Here is an 18,249-nt window from a genome sequence, read left to right as displayed (position 1 = left end):
ACTCCTTTTTATTCCAACATATGTTTAGCAAAAGAGATCATTACTTCTTGATATTTTCTTTTGCTAATCGGAATTCTTTCATTTTCTAGATTTATAAAATTATTTTCTATTGATATAATATGTTTTGGATTAATCAAATATCTTTGATGAGTTCTTATAAATTGATCTTGTAATTCAATTTCTATATTATCTAACTTCTCATAAAATTCTATCAAGTTCAATTTCGTATGTACTGTTACCTTTCTTTTATTACTTGTAAAATATTTAATATCATCAAAATTAAGTTTATACAATTCTTTACCTGTTTGAACAACGTAAAATTTATTTTGTTCATGTTCAAGTTGTTTTAGCGATTGCCCTATTACATTTATTATTTTTTCCTGAGTATAAGGTTTGAGTACATAATTAAGTGCTTTTACATCGTATCCATCAAACACGTAATCTCTAAAGCCAGTTACAAATATGATTACAGAAGTATTATTATATTCTCTAATCTTTTTTGCAGTATCAATTCCATTTATATTATTCATTTCTATATCTAAGAAAAATATATCAATATGTTTATCTGATGTATCTTTAATCAAGGCTTCTCCACAATTGCATTCTATTACATTATAATCTAAACCCTTTAACTGCATCTGAGTTTCTATGATATTTAATAATTTCTTTCTTTGTGTTTTTTCATCATCACAGATACATATATTTAACAAATAAATCCACCTCTTTTCAACATAAATTCATTATAACATACTCTATGACGAATTTTACATATAACGTGCCATTTGTTACATCCAGATCTATTAAATTAATTTCCATTATTAAGTATAATTCTTGTAGATTCTAAATTATAAAAAATATTAGCTTTGAGAGGGGATTATATATGTTAAATGTAAAAAATTTATGCAAATCGTATACAACTAAGAATAATGAATATCAGGTACTTAATAACTTATCTTTCGATATAAAAGCAGGCGAATTCGTAGCTATAATGGGGGCATCTGGAAGCGGTAAAACAACATTACTTAACAGTATAGCACGCTTTATTCCCATCAATAGTGGTGAAATCATGTTAAATAATATGAACATTTCTAAAATCAAGGGAAATGACCTTGCTAAATTGAGAAATAATGATTTAGGATTTGTTTTTCAAGATTTTATGCTATTTGATGGACTTACTGTGTATGACAATATATGTATGCCTCAAATTTTGAGTAATAAAAATTTAAACCAAATGGAGATATTAGCAGATAAATTATGTGATTTGTTTGATATATCGCATATTAAACATAAATATCCGGCTGAAATATCTGGTGGAGAAAAGCAACGAACTGCTGTTGCTAGAGCACTTATTAATAATCCATTCTTGATTTTAGCCGATGAGCCCACTGGAAACCTTGATAGCAAATCAAGCAAAGCAGTAATTGATTCTTTTATTAGAGCCAAAAATGAATTATCTGCAACAATATTTATGGTAACTCATGATAGTTATGCTGCTAGTTTTTGTGATAGAGTAATTGTCCTAAAAGACGGTATGATTTATAAAGAATTAGTTAAAACAAACAACAGAACAGCATTCTTAGATAAATTGTTAGCTACACTTAAAGAATTGGGAGGTAAATAGAATGAATATATTTAAAATCAACTCTAAACTACGAAAATTTAATTATTCAAAATATATTTTATTTGCTTTTTCATTAACTTTATCTAGTTTATTAGTTTCTTCTTATGGGGTTATGTTTTTGAGTCCTACTGTTCAAAATATATTACCAGCCAGTGGAGACAGTAACAAGCAAGCATATATGTTATATTATGTTGCAATTATTGGATGTATGTTTTTTACTTCATATTCTTATTCGTTATTTTTAAAGTATAAAAGCAAAGATATAGGTATATTACTCTCATTAGGAGCTAAGAAAACTAAAATAAAAAGAATACTTTATACCGAGCTTCTTACCAATGCTGTATGTTGCAGTATAGTAGGACTGGTTTTAAGCATCCCTGTATCTTATTTGATATGGAAGGCATTTCAGTTTTTTATTATAGATTCACGTGAGATGACTTATCATATAGGATATGATGGATTTATATATGGGCTGATATTTTGTCTTGTTTGTACAATATTATTAATTTTTAAAACAGCTATATTTATTAATCATAGCAATATAATAGATACTATCAGAAGCCAACATAAATGCGAAACAGTTAAATTAGTAAAACCTTGGTATGGAGTTTTAGGTGGTATTTTCATTATTGGTGGTTTGTTTTTAGGATATGGCGTGCCTATAATATCTATAAGGCATTATTCTTATTGTATGCCAGGGATATGGTCATTGACGTACTTGTTCTGCATAGTAGGACTATATATGCTAATATCATTTTGTGTGATATATAATCAAAAAGGAAAAAATCTAAAAAAGTATTATTCTAATATTATTCCAAAAAGTATGATGAAATTTACTGGTAAGCAGACGGTAAAGAGTATGTGTGTTATATCCTTATTAATTAGTGGAGGATTATTTGCTTCTTTTTATACACCCTCTTTGGTAACTAGATTCTTTTATAATATGAGTAAGACTCCTTACAATTACTCGTTTCATTATAGGTTATCTGAAAATCTACTAACTCAAAATGACATTGATGAATTAGCAGATAAATACAATATTAAAATCAATGACTATAACGAGGTATCATCAATTTCATTAATTGGAAGTGGATTGGAATTAAGGAGTATATCTGCTAGAAAATATGATTATGTCTACAAGGAAAAATATGAAACAAACGAATTTTTTAGATTATCTGATTTTAATAAAGTTGCTAATATGGATTTAAAGCTATTGCCAGGTCAATATTATACTATTATAATCAGCTCAATGAGCGAATCAAGATTTAGAAGATTTAATGATTTGAATAAGGCAACCAACCCTATAAATGATACTAGTATAGACTTATCATATAAAGGAAATGTAGAGTTTTCACCTTTTGTTATAGAAGGAACATACAAATATGTTATATCTGATAAGGACTATGATTTGCTAGTAGCTGATTTGCCTGAAAAAAATATAGAGACATTTGTATTATTTAACGTACCTAAACAAGGAGATAACTATAGCTTTGCAAAAGAATTTAGAGATGAGATCATAACACGTAGTTCAAAAGATGTAGCGAAAGGAGTTTATTACAATGAATATAGAAAAATAAGATATCTTAAAGAAGGTAAGGAGTATGGAAATCATGAGTCTATAAATCTCTCATGTGATAATAATCAACTGTTCTTATCGTGGAAATATTATCCTCAATTTAGCATATTAAACAAACAAGACTTATTAAAAAACATGGCTGTTTACTTGATGCTTTTTATCTACATATCCATCATATGTTTTGTAGCTGTGGGAGTAATATCTTATACACGTTGCATTACTATCGCTACAAACTGTAAGGCATTATTTAAAAATCTAAAGAGATTAGGTGCTAATACTTCTTATATAAACAAGTGCATCAAAAATCAATTAAAGAAAATCTTTATTTTACCTATGGTCTTTGGAAGTATTATGCCTTATATGTTCTTTGTATTCATAACGTTTGGCGACGGTAGTATTATATCTAGTGATTATTTAGTATTAGGAATTAACTTAATTACGATATTATTAGCGGCTATATTTGTTTATGGTTTATATAGATTTTCTCTAAAAAGATTCAAAGAAGTAATTACAACCTAACTATAAATATACAGTAACCATTATATGGATGCAAAAGAGGGTTTATGCTGAATAAATTGCAGTGCATACAAAATCATTCAGATAAAGAGAACCCTCTTTGTTATACATTAGAAAAGCTCTTTCTTATACCAAATGGGCAAACAAAACTAAAATCAGAGAGTTTATCAAAGATTGATTATAAAATTAAGTTTTTAAATTAATTTTCCTCTACCCAATGAGATATATCCCCTTGTAAAGTAAAGTTTCTATTTTCTCCATCTACTTCAAGTATATTAAGACAAGTCGATTCCATACGTGGTCCTGACCAGAAATCTTCTATCTTTTTGTTTTCAAAATATGCAATTATAGCCTTTAGAGTAATCCCATGAGTGACTATTAGCACATTTTTATCACTATGGGTTTTGATAATAGCTTCTATTTCAGAGGAAGCTCTATTATAAATATCTTTTATACTTTCGCCATATTCAGGTTTGAAAAGATGAGGAGTGCTTGTATATACTTGGAAATCATCTGCATAGATTTCTTTTATATCTTTGAATAACATACCTTGCCATTTCCCCATGTGTAGTTCTTTCAAATTATCAGTAGTTATAATCTCAATATTTCTATCGCCTCGTATGAGTTTGGCAGTATTGATAGCTCTCTCACTAGAACTAGAGATTATAATATCTATATGTTCATCTATCAATTTATTACCAAGCCAAATTGCTTGTTTTTTTCCAAGTTCAGTAAGAGCAGAGTTTTGTTGACCTTGCAGTCTACCTTCTGAATTCCATTCAGTTTGTCCATGCCTTGTGATGTACAGCTTCATAACGCTAAATCACTCCAATCTTTTGTTTTAGTGCTATACTAATTTTATAAATTGTAAACCGAGATGTCAATATTACATTATAATTTATATAAAACTAGATTTAAAAATTAACAAAAGCTTAAATTATCTTTAGATGTCTTATGATATAATTAAACCAATCATAATTTTAAAATATTGATAATATATGGAGGTAATATGCATTTAATAGTAATATCATTTGATGGATTATCAACAAAAGATTTTAAGTACATATCAAGACTAGAGAATTTCAAAAGTGTGTTAAAGGATGCATCATATTGCACAGATGTAGAGAGTGTATATCCAACACTGACATATCCGGCACATGTATCTATAGTCACAGGTAAATACCCAAAAAATCATGGAGTGGTAAACAATACACTCCTGCAGCCAAATAGGCAATCACCAGATTGGTACTGGCACAGAAAGTATATTAAAGGGGAGACTTTTTATGATTTGGCTATAAAAGATGGTAAAACAGTTTCAGCACTGCTTTGGCCTGTTACAGCAAAGTCTAAAATACAGTATAATGTTCCAGAGATATTTGCTAATAGACCATACCAAAATCAAATAATTGTTTCGCTGCTAAATGGAAGTATAAAGTACCAATACAAACTAAACAAAATGTTTGGACATCTTAGAAAAGGCTTAAAACAGCCATACCTAGACAATTTTACACATCAATCCTTTCTATATACTCTCAAAAACGTAAAACCAGATATATCACTAGTACATTATACTGACTTAGATTCAATGAGGCACTACAATGGATTTGATTCAATAGAGGCTTTGGATGCTCTAAAAAGACATGACATAAGATTAGGTGAGATTATGAGAACTCTTAAAGAACTTAATATCTATGAAGAAAGCACATTAATCTTACTCGGTGATCACAGTAGCATGGATGAGAGTAAAGTTGTTTATCTAAATGTATACTTAAAAGAAAAAGGATTTATTAAAGTTAATAAAAAAGGTAAAGTTACATCCTATGATGCTATAGCCAAGAGCTGCGACGGATCTACTTATATCTACATGAAGGATAAAAGTAACAAACAATTAAAAGATAGATTATTTAAAGATTTATGTGATTTTAACAAGCATAACAATTGCTTTGATGATATATACACGAGTGAAGAAGCAATTAGATTAGGAGCAGACAGTAATTGTACGTTTATGATAGAAGCTACAGAAGACTATTACTTCTTAGACAATCTAGATGTCCCAGCCATAAAAGAGATTAGCTTAGATGAGGTTGGTAATGTACCTCATATTACAAAGGCAACACATGGCTATTTGCCGTCAAAAGAGGGGTATGGGACAGTGTTTATAGCACGCGGAAAAAGAATAAAAAAGGGCAATATAATAGATAAGATGAGACTTATAGACGAAGGTCCGACAATTGCGAAACTATTAGGCTATGAGCTTAAAGAGGCTGATGGTCAAGTTATAAATGACTTTTTAGATATATAATAAACTAAAAGGAGGAAGATAATGTTTAAGCTAAACAAATTAGAAAAGAGCTGGGCATTTTACGATTGGGCTAACTCAGCGTATACAATGACTGTAACATCGACAATTATGCCACTGTATTTTAAGTCATTATTTACTAAGAGTGGAGGGAACGGAGCGTTATCAACAGCATATTGGGGATATGCAAACTCTATAGCTACACTAATAATAGCGCTCTTAGCACCAATACTAGGGACGATAGCGGATTATAAGGGGTTTAAGAAGAAGTTTTTTACAGTGTTCGTATCATTAGGTTTAATAACAACAGTAGCACTGTCATTTGTGGACGAGCAGTACTGGTCAATATTATTAGCATGTTATATATTGACAGCGATAGGATTTTCGGGAGCAAATATTTTCTATGATGCTTTTTTAGTAGATGTAACAACAAAAGATAGGATGGATAAAGTATCAACATATGGTTTTGCTCTTGGGTATATAGGCAGTACAATACCTTTTATACTGTGTATGGCAATAGTGATATTAGCTGGCAAAAACATTATACCTATAACAGTAACATTGGCCTGTAAAGTTTCATTTGTACTTACAGCTTTATGGTGGGCTGTGTTTACTCTTCCAATGTACAAGAGAGTTAAACAGATACATGGAATAAAGAGAGAAAAGCACGTAGTAAAAAACAGTTTTGCAAGAATATATAAAACATTTAAAGATATTAAGAAACATAAAAAGTTATTCATGTTTTTACTGGCATACTTTTTCTATATTGATGGAGTTTCTACTATTATTAAAATGGCAACATCTTACGGAGCAGACTTAGGAGTGAGTTCTACAAATTTATTAGTTATATTGCTAGTAACACAGTTTGTAGCTTTTCCATGTGCTATAATATATGGTAAGCTAGCAGATAAATTTTCTACATTGACAATGATTTATACAGGAATAATTATATATATAATAATATGTGTATATGCATACTTTTTAGATAGTGTACTTGATTTTTGGATATTAGCAATGTTAGTTGGTAGCTCACAGGGAGGGATTCAAGCTCTCAGTAGGTCTTATTTTGCGAAGTTAGTTCCTAAAAATAATGCAAATGAGTTTTTTGGATTCTATAATGTATTTGGCAAATTTGCTGCGATAATGGGGCCATCTCTTTTAGGAGTGATAACTCATATAACAGGTAAGACAAACTATGGTGTATGTAGTATAATATTGTTATTTATAATAGGAGGAATACTGCTAACTAGAGTAAATAAACAGTCGGTAAAGAATGTATGTTAATTCGTAAATAAAAGGAAGGTTAGTATGAACATATATGAGGTCTTAAAAATATATTTTGGTTATGAAGAATTTAGAGTAGGTCAAAAAGAGTTAATAGAAGGAGTAATAGATGGTAAAGATGTTGTTGGCATTATGCCAACAGGTGGAGGTAAATCTTTATGCTACCAGTTACCTGCTATAGTAAAAGAAGGGCTAACAATAGTTATATCTCCTTTAATATCTCTAATGAAAGATCAAGTAGACTCATTAAAAGAAATAGGCATAGAAGCATCCTTTATCAATAGTACATTAGATGGTCAAGAATTAGTGGACAGGTTAATGGATATGAGAAGAGGTAGATATAAGCTTATCTATGTAGCACCAGAAAGGCTTAATACGCGAAACTTTAAAAGTATAGTAAAAAACATTAACGTATCGTTTATAGCAGTAGACGAAGCTCATTGTATTAGCCAATGGGGTCATGACTTCAGACCAAGCTATTTAGAGATACCAAAATTCATACAATCCTTTGCATGTAGACCAGCTGTTGGGGCTTTTACAGCTACAGCCACAAAATATGTAATAGATGAAATAAAGTCTTTGCTTAATTTACAAAATCCAATAGAGTTAGTAGCTAGTTTTGATAGACCAAATCTAACATATAAAGTCGTTAAAACTAGCAATAAATATAGATATCTTATTAAATATTTAAAATCAAAACATGAAAATGGTTCAGGAATAATCTACTGCTCAACAAGGAAGTCAGTAGAATCTGTAGCTAAAAAATTGCAAGAAAAACATATACCAGTGGTATTTTATCATGGAGGGTTAGAACCAGAGATAAGAAGAAAAAATCAAGATGATTTTATACTAGGAAGAGCTAGAATAATAGTAGCTACAAATGCATTTGGTATGGGGATAGATAAGCCAGATGTCAGATTTGTTATTCATTACAATATGCCACAAAACATGGAGGCATACTATCAAGAGGCAGGAAGAGCAGGAAGAGATGGAGAGCCAAGCGAATGTATATTGATGTATTCACCATCAGATGTAGTGAAACAAAAGTTAATAATAAACACTGATGGGTTATCACAAGAAAGGCAGAAGATATTACTAGCTAATCTTCAAATATTGGTTAATTTCTGTCATGCAAATGATTGTTTAAGAGCCCATATACTTAGGTATTTTAACGAGGATGTGACTCTTGAAAAATGTAATAATTGTGGTAACTGCCTTGATGAAAGTGAAATGATTGATATAACTTTAGAATCACAAAAAATATTATCGTGTATATATAGGGCTAATGAACGATTTGGTGTTAATACTATAATAGACATACTACGAGGTTCAAAGAATAAAAAAATAATTCAAACAGGGTTAGATAAATTATCAACCTATGGGATAATGAAGGAATATAGTGTTTATGTTATAAGAGAGATGATAATGACATTGATATCAAAGAAAATTATAAACATAACAACAGATAAATTTCCTATATTAAAGCTTACAAAGACATCTATAAATGTCCTAAAAGGAAAAGAAAAAGTAGAACACAAAAAATATCTTCTAGTCGAAGAAAATAAGGAAACAAAGAAAGAGACAAAACAGAAACAATATGAACAATATGATGAGATTTTATTTGATAAACTCAAAAAATTAAGGGCAGATATAGCGAATAATAAAGGAGTTCCAGCATTTATAATATTTCATGATGTAACATTAAAAGAGTTGGCATTTTCGCTCCCACAAAATAAAGATGAAATACTCGATATAACTGGAGTTGGAGTAAAGAAATACGAAGTTTATGGAGAGAGGTTCATAGAAATAATAAAAGAGCATATTAAAGACAAGGAAATGGAATAAATTACAATTATATATATACACAATTTGGATAAAATAGAAATGATAAATAATTATCCAAAAGGAGTGTTTATATGAAAGCATATGTAGATAAAGGAACTTGTATAGGCTGTGGCTTATGCCCAGATATTTGCCCTGAAGTATTTGAAATGGATCAGAGCGATAAGGCAGAAGCTACAGATATGGAATTAACAGATGAATTAATAGACAGTGCAAGAGATGCAGAAGAACAGTGTCCTGTGGATGCGATATCTGTTAAGTAGAGATTACAAAACAATAGATTAAAATGATAACAAGCCCAAAAGCACTTCAAGTTATAGTGAAGTGCTTTATTGTTTTTGTAAAACAAATTTGGCTAGTAAAGAAATTGCTTTAATAACCCATAAGATAAAATAATATATAATTAATACAAAATATTACAATATTCACGCATTAGTATGGTATATAATTAAAGAGCAACAAAAAATATAGAAAAGGGGGTAAATACATGAATAACTATGAAGTAGTAGAAGAAATGGTTGTTGAAAGAGGCTGCCATGATACATTGGGAAGAGGAACAGGTGTAACTACTGAAATAACTGTACCAACTACATCAATAAAAACTGGTGTAACGTGGAGTTTCTAGTTTTTTTTACAGGTGCATTACTTAATTAAAGGATTGTATCAAAATAAGAAATAACTTATTATGAAACAGCCTTCGAGGTTGTCTCATAAAAGTTACTTGAGACAGCCTCGATAAAAATAAACATAGGACAGCAGATAATTTGGGAGGTGTATTATCATTAGAGTTGTTTTTGTTAATGCAATCAGTAAGTTTAAAGTTGGTGATTTATACATAGGGACATTACTATTAGCCAGTATATTAAAAAAAGAAGGCCATGATGTAGAAATAGTAGATTTTGGATATTTGCAAAGCATAGGAGAGTTAGATGACAAAGAGTTCGAAAATCGTGATGTAAAGTATCTTGGACAGCATCTTATAGATAAAAAACCAGATGTTTTAGCATTTTATACAATGGCAAATTCATATCATTTAAGTGTAGATATGGCTAAATATATAAAAGACCAAAGACCTGATATAAAGCAAATTTTTGGAGGGCCACAAGCATCCGTTTCAGCGTATGATTTAATGAGTATTTTTTCGTTTATAGATGTTATAGGAATAGGTGAAGGTGAAGAAAGTATAGTAGATATAATGAAAGCATTTGCTGGTGAGAAAGAGCTATCAGATATAAAGGGTATATGCTATAGAGATGGAGAAAAAATTGTAATAAATAAAGAAAATAGTTTAATACAAGATTTAGATGTTTTACCTGATATAGATTATTCCCTTGTTCCATATATGGACAAGTTAAAATCATTATCAATAGAGGTAGGAAGAGGTTGTCCTTTTGGCTGCAAATACTGTTCTAGCAAGAGTTTTTGGAAACAAAGGTTCAGACTAAAAAGCAACGATAGAATAATACAAGAGATGAAAAGGGCTATAAAAGATTATGACATAAAAGCATTTAGCTTTGTACATGATTTGTTTACTGCCAACAAGAAGAGAATTATAGAGTTTTGTAATAAAATAATCAAAGAAGACTTACAAATTCAATGGGCATGTTCTGCTAGGATTGATACGTTAGACGAAGAGGTTATAGAGATGTTAGTCAAATCAGGATGTGTAGGGATGTTCATAGGAGTTGAGACAGGCTCTGCTGTTATGCAAAAAGCTGTTAATAAAAACTTAAAATTAGACGAAAAATTTTACGATAAAATCAAAATGCTTACAGAAAGTAAGCTTGATATAACAGCATCTTTCATATATGGATTTCCAAATGAAAAGCTCAGTGACTTATTAGATACATTTAGAGTCATCAAGAAACTAAAGGATTTAAAAATCAAGACTATACAACTTCATATTTTTTCAATGTTAAGAGGAACAGAGTTTTACAATGAGTACCATAACGATATAAGCTTCGATCCTGAAATAGTTTCTGATATTACTTATGGTGCAAGTACAAAAAAGAATGCTGAGTTAGTAAAAAAATATCCTAATCTATTTTCACATTTTTACACTATGAATGATTCAATAGTGAAGAAATACAAATATTGTGATATGTTTATAAATCACTTTATACAAGTTATGTGTTCTTTGTTTACAATAACATATAAAAACTTGATAGAATATTTCGATGATGATTTATTTGCATTCTATCAATCTTTTTATAGCCAGCTTGAAAAATATGCTGATGAGATAGTTCGATTTAGTGACAACATAGATATGAACAATATAGAGTTTAATAGATGGATAACAAGAGTATGGCATGAATACATAAATAATACAGATTTTGATAAGTACAATGATGTGATTCAAGAATTGTTTGACTTTGAAAAAGATTTAAGCAAGGTTATAATAAGTGCTGATAAGCAGGAAGAACTCATAAAAACATATAAATTCGATGTTTACGAAGCTAATAAAGGTAAGTCAAAGCTAGATTCCTATAACCAAAAAGAGACAATAGTGAGAATATACAAACCAGAGGGAGTTTTAAAACTACAAAGGCTCAGAAGAAAAATCTCATAGGGTTAATAGGGAGAGTTATATAATGAATTATAAAGCTAATAAAAAAGATATAAAACTAAGTGAATATATTAAAAATGATTCTATAGTAAAGATATATAAGAGTAAGGGACAAATTAAAAAAGAAAATTTCTTAATGGGCGCATTGGAGTATATATGCACCCATTGTTTTATATATGGTGTAAATTCTTAGAAAAGGTTTTATTATTAACTCTTAAAGTCTTTTGAACCAATTCATCATAATATCTACTAACTCCCTATATCTTTGACAAATAATGCATGAGGGGTGCCTTAGAGGTATATAAGCACCCTCTTTGTTATTTCTATATCCACTTATAGTTGATAAAATTCATAGTTCTTATTTAAAAAATCTGTAATATATCCTATTTGATAATCTGCATTTATAAAACCATAATAGGACATAGCTGGTACATCATGATATTGGTATTTAGTACCATTTTCAAATTCTATTTGTAGAGCTTCTCTAGCTGGATCATATTGGGTATCTTTTACCTTAAAATCACTCATAAACTATTCTCCTTTTAGTCATATATTATTTTAATCTGAACATTAATATTTTTTTTATTTGTCTATAATTTATTCCTAGAAAAATAAACCTATATAACTATATAAAGTTTAAGGATAATATATCAATTATAGAAAAGAATAATATACAAAGAAAGATTAGGAGGATAATATGAGAAACAAAATATTATTTACTATATTGGTTAGTTGCTTAGTAGTTATAACCAATGGCTGTGAAAATAAAGATGAAATTAGTAAAAAATATGATTTTGATAACATGAACTCACTAAATCCACCAAATAAATTATATTGTATGATTAATAATAATGAAGGATGGACATATGATTTTTCAAATGTTTCAGTAGCAGATATAAAAAAATATGGATTAGAAGCTAGGCACTCAAAAATCCCTGTTAAAGGAAGCAGTAGAAAAGGGATAATGATGAAATACACAGTTGCACAAGACAATATATTTATGTATATTACAAAGAAATTGTCTCCAAAGGATGATTTAAAACCAAATAAAAAATATAAAGTAAGGCTATCTTTCGATATAGCTACAAATCAATCAAGAGATAAACTCTCAGCAAAAGATAGAGTGTTTATAAAGGCTGGAATAGTAAATGAAGAACCAAAAGAAAGACAGAAAAAAGGGTTGAAGTTAATAAATATAGACACTGGAGACTTTGGATGTAGTGGAAATGATATGAGAATATTAGGAGATATATATAAAACTAATGGTACAAAAGATGAATCATATCAATATAAAAGCTTTGAAACAATTTTAGACATAACAACAAATGAAAAAGGAGAAGCTTGGATTATAATAGGTGCTGATAGTGGGATTAAGAGCAAATTTACTCTTTATTTTACTAAAATAAGGGTTGTTTTTTCTTAGAAAAAACAGAAACAATGTTATGAGAGAACCTTGTGAATGCTAGGTTCTTAGGTTGATGACAAAATCATCTAGATTGTAGTAAGGGTTCAAATTCAAGGCGTGTTAAAATCGAGTAGCACCTTACTTAGAGGTAAGTGAGCAACGCAAATTTTAACAACAACGCAGAAATTGGGCTTTTGTCTACAGTCTGAGAATCTTGTGAATGCAAGGTTATTTTTGTTTATATTATTAAATTAAGATATAAAATTTATGACCTATAATTCAATTGAATTATAGGTCAATAACATGGATATCTCTTTACATACTTACCACTTATGCGTTTTTCTCATCTCTTCATCAGTCAAATTAAAGAAATCATAGCATGCTTTTTGATTTTCATCGTCATCATCCCACGTAACATCAAGGTGATAATACTTACCGTCAATTTTTACTAAATTCCATGCATGCCCAATAGTATCAGTGTTATCTTTATTCTTTGCATGACCGAAAACTAATTTTGATTCAATACCAACTCTGTTTAAAAGCACATTAGTTGCTTCAGCATAACCATCACATACCCCAGTGCCATATATCAGCACACCGTAAGCAGTATGACAATACTCAGGTATATCTTTTATCGAATCTTTATCATATTTATAATAAACAGTATTGTTTATTATATAATCGTGAATAGCTTCTTCCTTTTGTAAATCTGACATTTTTGAATCAATTATTTTTCTTAATATATCGTCAATGACATCATTAAATATACTTTTTTCTTTATCAGGGGAATAATACAGAGGGTCTTTGCTAAGTCTGTTATTTTCTAAATCAAACAAACCTATATAAGTTAATCCATCAGACCAGATATATTTACCCTTTTCAGTTATTTCATCAACAACATCATTTCTTATATGCAAATCACCATTGTTGTAAATATAACAGCCATGTTTAGATCTATCAATAGTACCATTAAAATAGCCAATATATTTAGAACCATCTGTCCAATAACTTGCTCCAAAGCCGTATCTTTTATCGCCTTTAAAGCTACCAATGTATTTTAGATGATTAGTAGATTTATTTTTAGTAGCAGATATAAAAACACCTTTGCCATCAAATAGTTCATTTTTAAAGTTACCAATATATTTATCGCCATTAGAAAAATAATAAGTCCCAAGACCAGATTTTAAGTCTTTGTAGAAGTTACCTATGTATCTTTCATTACCTATATATTTGTAAATTCCTAAACCATCAAAGTCTCCATTTTTAAAATAACCTATATACTCATTACTATTTTTGAATACGTATTTGCCTTTACCATGTTTTTTTCCATTTTTAAAGTTACCTATATATTTGTCACCATCTTCCCAAAGTATCATTCCATTGCCATTTGCAGAAGAATTTTTATAGTTAGTATAATAAAGCTTTGTACCGCTTTTAAGAATAATCAATGTTTCGCTGTCATAATTTCCATCTTCTCTGTAGCCATATTGTAAATCTCCGTTATCATATACATGAGGCTTATTTTCAGAAACTAAAAGCTTAATCTTTTTATTTAAAAACAGTTCAAGATTATCCATTTGAGATTCTATCGTAAGGACTTTTTCTTCCATAACTTTTGTGTTAGTATACAAGGATTGTTCAAAATTGAATAATTCTTTTTCTTTATCCAAATACATTTTTTTCTCAAGCTTTGGATATTGTGTTAAAATGTTATTTGGTATATTAGGGACTTTACGCAAGTTTTTATCTAGCATCCTGTTTATGATGATACAGCTTTGCGCTCGAGTGGCGTTTTCATTTTCCTTAAACTCTCCTGAAGGATATCCTGTAATAATACCACTTGCAAAAGCACTTAGTACATAGTCTTTATAAGAGTTATTTATACTATTGTAGTCAGGTATTATTTTAGAATAAACTGAGAAATCCTCATTTTCAGGAATATCAATGCATTTAACTATTATTTTAGCCATTTGACCACGAGTAATAGGGACGTTATAAGCTTCAAACTCGCTTTCATCTATCAACTTAAGTTCAATAGCTTTATTTATATAACCAAGTGCCCAGTAGCCGTCATACTTTTGTATATCGTGATTAAGAGAGGTTATCACGATTTTTAAAAATGCATCAACATTGATATTTTCATTCGGCCTAAAAGTGTTATCAGGATAGCCATTTATTATGTTTTTTTCAACTAATAGTTTTATACTACTAGTATACCAGTCGTTTGAGTTTATATCTGAGAATGAGTTGTCAGTAGCTAGGATTGTTGTAGAAAGCAGTATTGCAATAATTATTATGCATAAACAAGTCGTTAGCTTTGATTTAAAGCAAAATAAATTCAAAAGTTTTCACTTCCTTTCAATAGTGAAGCCGAATTTACAGTATATGTATATATTTATATTGTTGCATAAAACCAGTCAAATGTAAATATTATAATAAAACTATGAATCATAAATAACATTATAGTTTATAATACATAAAATAACAATAGCAATAGGTCAAAAATCCCAAAAACTAAAAATAAACAAAGTTTAATAACTATTGACTTTTAAAATAGAGATTGATAAAATATAGACAATCTAATTCAAATTTGTAGAGAATTTCTTTACAGATTTGTTTGAGTTTAAAATAAAAATACCTTTCTAAAAAGATAATCTGATTTGAGAGGGAGTTGTAAAATATGATTCTTATAGACTTCCTTTTTGTAGGAAGTTTTTGTATTTAAAAAGAAAAAGTCAGATATATCATGCTGGAAGGAGTTATGGAGGTGTGATAATGAGTTTAAACAAAACCCCACGCTCAAATAGGGTTCATATAGCTCTGTTTGGCAAGAGAAATGCTGGTAAATCAAGTGTAATTAATGCTATAACAAATCAAGACATAGCTATAGTTTCAGAGGTGAAAGGAACTACTACAGATCCAGTTTATAAATCTATGGAAATATTGCCAATAGGTCCATGTGTGATAATAGACACAGCAGGAATAGATGACAGCGGGAGTTTAGGGGAGCTAAGAGTAAAAAAATCTTTAGAGGTATTAAATAAGACTGATGTAGCACTAATAATAGCAGATGCCACGCTTGGAGTATCAGATTATGAAAGAGAATTGATAAACAAAATAAAAGAGAAAAAGATACCAGTAGCTTTAGTTCTTAACAAAATAGATATAGCAGATGAAAATAAAATATCAAAAGACAAGTTGAGCAATCAGTTGGGGGTAGAAGTAGTATGCGTATCATCCCTTGAGAGAATAGGAATAGAAGAACTAAAACAAAAAATAATAGATATAAAACCCCAAGAAAAAAATGATATAAAATTAGTTGGTGACCTAATAAAACCTAAAGATATTATAGTGTTAGTTACCCCTATAGATAAAGCAGCCCCAAAAGGTAGACTTATTTTACCTCAGCAACAAACAGTTAGAGATATATTAGATCATGATGCTATCTCAGTAGTTACCAAAGAGACAGAGTTAAAAGAAACACTAGAAGCTTTAGAGGGAAAGGTTAAACTAGTTATTACAGATTCACAAGCATTTGAAGGTGTTTCTAAAGATACTCCTAATAATATACCTCTGACGTCTTTTTCTATTTTATTTGCTAGGTTTAAAGGAGATTTATTAGAGTTAATAAAGGGAGCAAAAGCAATCAGTAATCTTAAAGACGGAGATAGAATATTAATATCAGAGGCATGTACTCACCATAGACAAGAAGATGATATTGGACGAGTAAAAATTCCTAGATGGTTAAAGCGAAAAACAGGAAAAGATTTTGAGTATGAGTATTCTTCAGGTAGTGGTTTTACAGAGGATGCTAAAAAATACGCACTAATTATACACTGTGGAGGATGTATGCTCAACAGAGCTGGAATGGTTAGTAGAATAGACAGTGTAAAGAAACTAGAAGTACCGATAGTAAATTACGGAATATTCATAGCTTATGTCCATGGTATATTAGATAGAGCACTAGAGCCATTTAACAATGTCAAAAAGATATGGGATGGTCAGTAACCATGAAAGAATTTGTAGATAGACTTTATAGAGGAGAATCGTTTGAGAGTGGAGAGTTAGTAGAATTTATTACTAACATAGATGAAGATACTAAAAACTATTTATATAATAAAGCATGCAAAAAAAGAGATGAAATATATGGGAGAGTAGTGTTTTTTAGAGGACTTATAGAGTTTACAAATTACTGTAAAAATGACTGCATATACTGTGGAATAAGAAGAAGTAATAAAAATGCAGATAGATATAGATTAGATAAAAAAGAGATACTAGAGTGCTGTAAATATGGCTATGAAGCAGGATTTCGTACATTTGTACTACAAGGTGGAGAGGACGGATGTTTTACAGATGAAAAAATGGTGGACATCGTTAGTTCTATAAAGGAGAATTATCCAAACTGCGCAATAACATTATCTATCGGAGAGAAGAGCTATGAATGTTATAAAAAACTGTATCAAGCAGGGGCAGATAGATTTTTATTAAGACATGAAACAATAGATGAGAAACATTATAATAAACTACATCCTAACACAATGACTTTAAAAAGCAGAATTAAGTGCTTAAGAAATTTAAAAGAGATAGGATTTCAAGTAGGTGCAGGCTTCATGGTTGGTTCGCCATATCAAGAGGTAGAGTATATGGTAAGGGATATCATGTTTATAAAAAAATTCACCCCACACATGGTAGGGTTGGGACCTTTTATACCACATAAAGATACACCATTTAAGAGCTATAAAGCAGGTGATGTTGATATGACATTGATAATGTTATCAATTGTTAGACTGGTAAACCCTAAAGTACTATTGCCAGCTACGACAGCCCTAAATTCAATACATGAAAAAGGAAGAGAGTTAGGATTATTAGCTGGTGCAAATGTCATCATGCCAAACTTATCACCTAAAAGAGTTAGAGAAAAGTACACATTATACAATAATAAGAATATAAGCGGACTAGAAGCCGCTGAATATAGAGACGCTATAGCTAGAGATATTAGTAATATAGACATGAAGCTGGTTATAGATAGAGGAGATCATGTTAGTATGTGTTAGGGATAAATATAATTGGTCTAAAATCCAGTAAATAAAAAATGTGTAGTCAAGGGCGCACTATGTAATAAAAGTATCATATATTGGGT

The 18,249-nt window shown here is 29.8% G+C and carries 16 protein-coding genes; 12 read left to right on the top strand and 4 right to left on the bottom strand.

What is annotated here, in order from left to right:
- Window positions 1–8: 8 nt before the first annotated feature.
- Window positions 9–710 carry a LytR/AlgR family response regulator transcription factor gene (locus tag P3X86_RS15535; RefSeq protein ID WP_483293630.1) on the bottom strand — a complete coding sequence of 234 codons (702 nt, stop codon included), beginning with the start codon at window positions 708–710 and terminating at the stop codon, window positions 9–11.
- 170 nt (window positions 711–880) lie between these two features.
- Here P3X86_RS15535 and P3X86_RS15530 point away from each other — a divergent pair, with 170 nt between their 5' ends.
- Together P3X86_RS15530 and P3X86_RS15525 are read left to right on the top strand one after the other, a co-directional pair.
- The gene (locus P3X86_RS15530; RefSeq protein ID WP_483293629.1) at window positions 881–1,621 is read left to right on the top strand and encodes an ABC transporter ATP-binding protein; all 741 of its coding nucleotides are present in this window, start codon (window positions 881–883) and stop codon (window positions 1,619–1,621) included.
- A 1-nt stretch (window position 1,622) separates the two neighbouring features.
- Window positions 1,623–3,716 (top strand): FtsX-like permease family protein, encoded by a 2,094-nt coding sequence (locus tag P3X86_RS15525; RefSeq protein WP_483293628.1) that lies wholly within the window; start codon window positions 1,623–1,625, stop codon window positions 3,714–3,716.
- A gap of 196 nt (window positions 3,717–3,912) precedes the next feature.
- Here P3X86_RS15525 and P3X86_RS15520 read toward each other — a convergent pair whose 3' ends face one another.
- Complete coding sequence (locus P3X86_RS15520; RefSeq protein ID WP_483293627.1) at window positions 3,913–4,527, bottom strand: histidine phosphatase family protein; 615 nt, start codon at window positions 4,525–4,527, stop codon at window positions 3,913–3,915.
- Between the two features lie 195 nt (window positions 4,528–4,722).
- On the opposite strand from P3X86_RS15520, the gene P3X86_RS15515 reads away from it, so the two are divergent.
- The 7 genes from P3X86_RS15515 to P3X86_RS15485 all read left to right on the top strand — a co-directional run bounded on the left by P3X86_RS15515 (window position 4,723) and on the right by P3X86_RS15485 (window position 11,897).
- Window positions 4,723–6,015, top strand: coding sequence for an alkaline phosphatase family protein (locus tag P3X86_RS15515; RefSeq protein WP_483293626.1), 1,293 nt, complete (start codon window positions 4,723–4,725; stop codon window positions 6,013–6,015).
- 21 nt (window positions 6,016–6,036) lie between these two features.
- Window positions 6,037–7,296 (top strand): MFS transporter, encoded by a 1,260-nt coding sequence (locus tag P3X86_RS15510; protein WP_483293625.1) that lies wholly within the window; start codon window positions 6,037–6,039, stop codon window positions 7,294–7,296.
- A 24-nt stretch (window positions 7,297–7,320) separates the two neighbouring features.
- A complete protein-coding gene (recQ, locus tag P3X86_RS15505) occupies window positions 7,321–9,141 on the top strand; it encodes a DNA helicase RecQ (protein ID WP_483293624.1) in 1,821 nt (606 codons plus the stop codon).
- A gap of 71 nt (window positions 9,142–9,212) precedes the next feature.
- The gene (locus P3X86_RS15500; protein ID WP_483293623.1) at window positions 9,213–9,401 is read left to right on the top strand and encodes a ferredoxin; all 189 of its coding nucleotides are present in this window, start codon (window positions 9,213–9,215) and stop codon (window positions 9,399–9,401) included.
- A 224-nt stretch (window positions 9,402–9,625) separates the two neighbouring features.
- On the top strand, window positions 9,626–9,763 hold the full coding sequence (locus P3X86_RS15495; protein WP_483293622.1) for a hypothetical protein: 138 nt from the start codon (window positions 9,626–9,628) through the stop codon (window positions 9,761–9,763).
- A gap of 150 nt (window positions 9,764–9,913) precedes the next feature.
- Complete coding sequence (locus tag P3X86_RS15490; RefSeq protein WP_483293732.1) at window positions 9,914–11,707, top strand: B12-binding domain-containing radical SAM protein; 1,794 nt, start codon at window positions 9,914–9,916, stop codon at window positions 11,705–11,707.
- A gap of 22 nt (window positions 11,708–11,729) precedes the next feature.
- Complete coding sequence (locus tag P3X86_RS15485) at window positions 11,730–11,897, top strand: hypothetical protein (protein WP_483293621.1); 168 nt, start codon at window positions 11,730–11,732, stop codon at window positions 11,895–11,897.
- A gap of 140 nt (window positions 11,898–12,037) precedes the next feature.
- On the opposite strand, the gene P3X86_RS15480 is transcribed toward P3X86_RS15485, so the two are convergent.
- Window positions 12,038–12,232: a KTSC domain-containing protein gene (locus tag P3X86_RS15480; protein ID WP_483293620.1), complete on the bottom strand. Its 195-nt coding sequence runs from the start codon at window positions 12,230–12,232 to the stop codon at window positions 12,038–12,040.
- A gap of 169 nt (window positions 12,233–12,401) precedes the next feature.
- Between P3X86_RS15480 and P3X86_RS15475 the strand changes: the two genes are divergently transcribed.
- The gene (locus P3X86_RS15475; RefSeq protein ID WP_483293619.1) at window positions 12,402–13,127 is read left to right on the top strand and encodes a hypothetical protein; all 726 of its coding nucleotides are present in this window, start codon (window positions 12,402–12,404) and stop codon (window positions 13,125–13,127) included.
- 305 nt (window positions 13,128–13,432) lie between these two features.
- Here the strand turns inward: P3X86_RS15475 and P3X86_RS15470 are convergent, their stop codons facing one another.
- Window positions 13,433–15,451 carry an S-layer homology domain-containing protein gene (locus P3X86_RS15470; RefSeq protein ID WP_483293618.1) on the bottom strand — a complete coding sequence of 673 codons (2,019 nt, stop codon included), beginning with the start codon at window positions 15,449–15,451 and terminating at the stop codon, window positions 13,433–13,435.
- Window positions 15,452–15,884: 433 nt separating this feature from the next.
- Between P3X86_RS15470 and hydF the strand changes: the two genes are divergently transcribed.
- Together hydF and hydE are read left to right on the top strand one after the other, a co-directional pair.
- Window positions 15,885–17,117 carry a [FeFe] hydrogenase H-cluster maturation GTPase HydF gene (hydF, locus tag P3X86_RS15465; protein ID WP_483293617.1) on the top strand — a complete coding sequence of 411 codons (1,233 nt, stop codon included), beginning with the start codon at window positions 15,885–15,887 and terminating at the stop codon, window positions 17,115–17,117.
- Between the two features lie 2 nt (window positions 17,118–17,119).
- Window positions 17,120–18,163, top strand: coding sequence for a [FeFe] hydrogenase H-cluster radical SAM maturase HydE (hydE, locus tag P3X86_RS15460; protein WP_483293616.1), 1,044 nt, complete (start codon window positions 17,120–17,122; stop codon window positions 18,161–18,163).
- Window positions 18,164–18,249 lie beyond the last annotated feature (86 nt).

The organism is Abyssisolibacter sp. ZYX002, from assembly GCF_056892235.1.
This window is presented reverse-complemented; position numbering and strand designations above follow the sequence as displayed.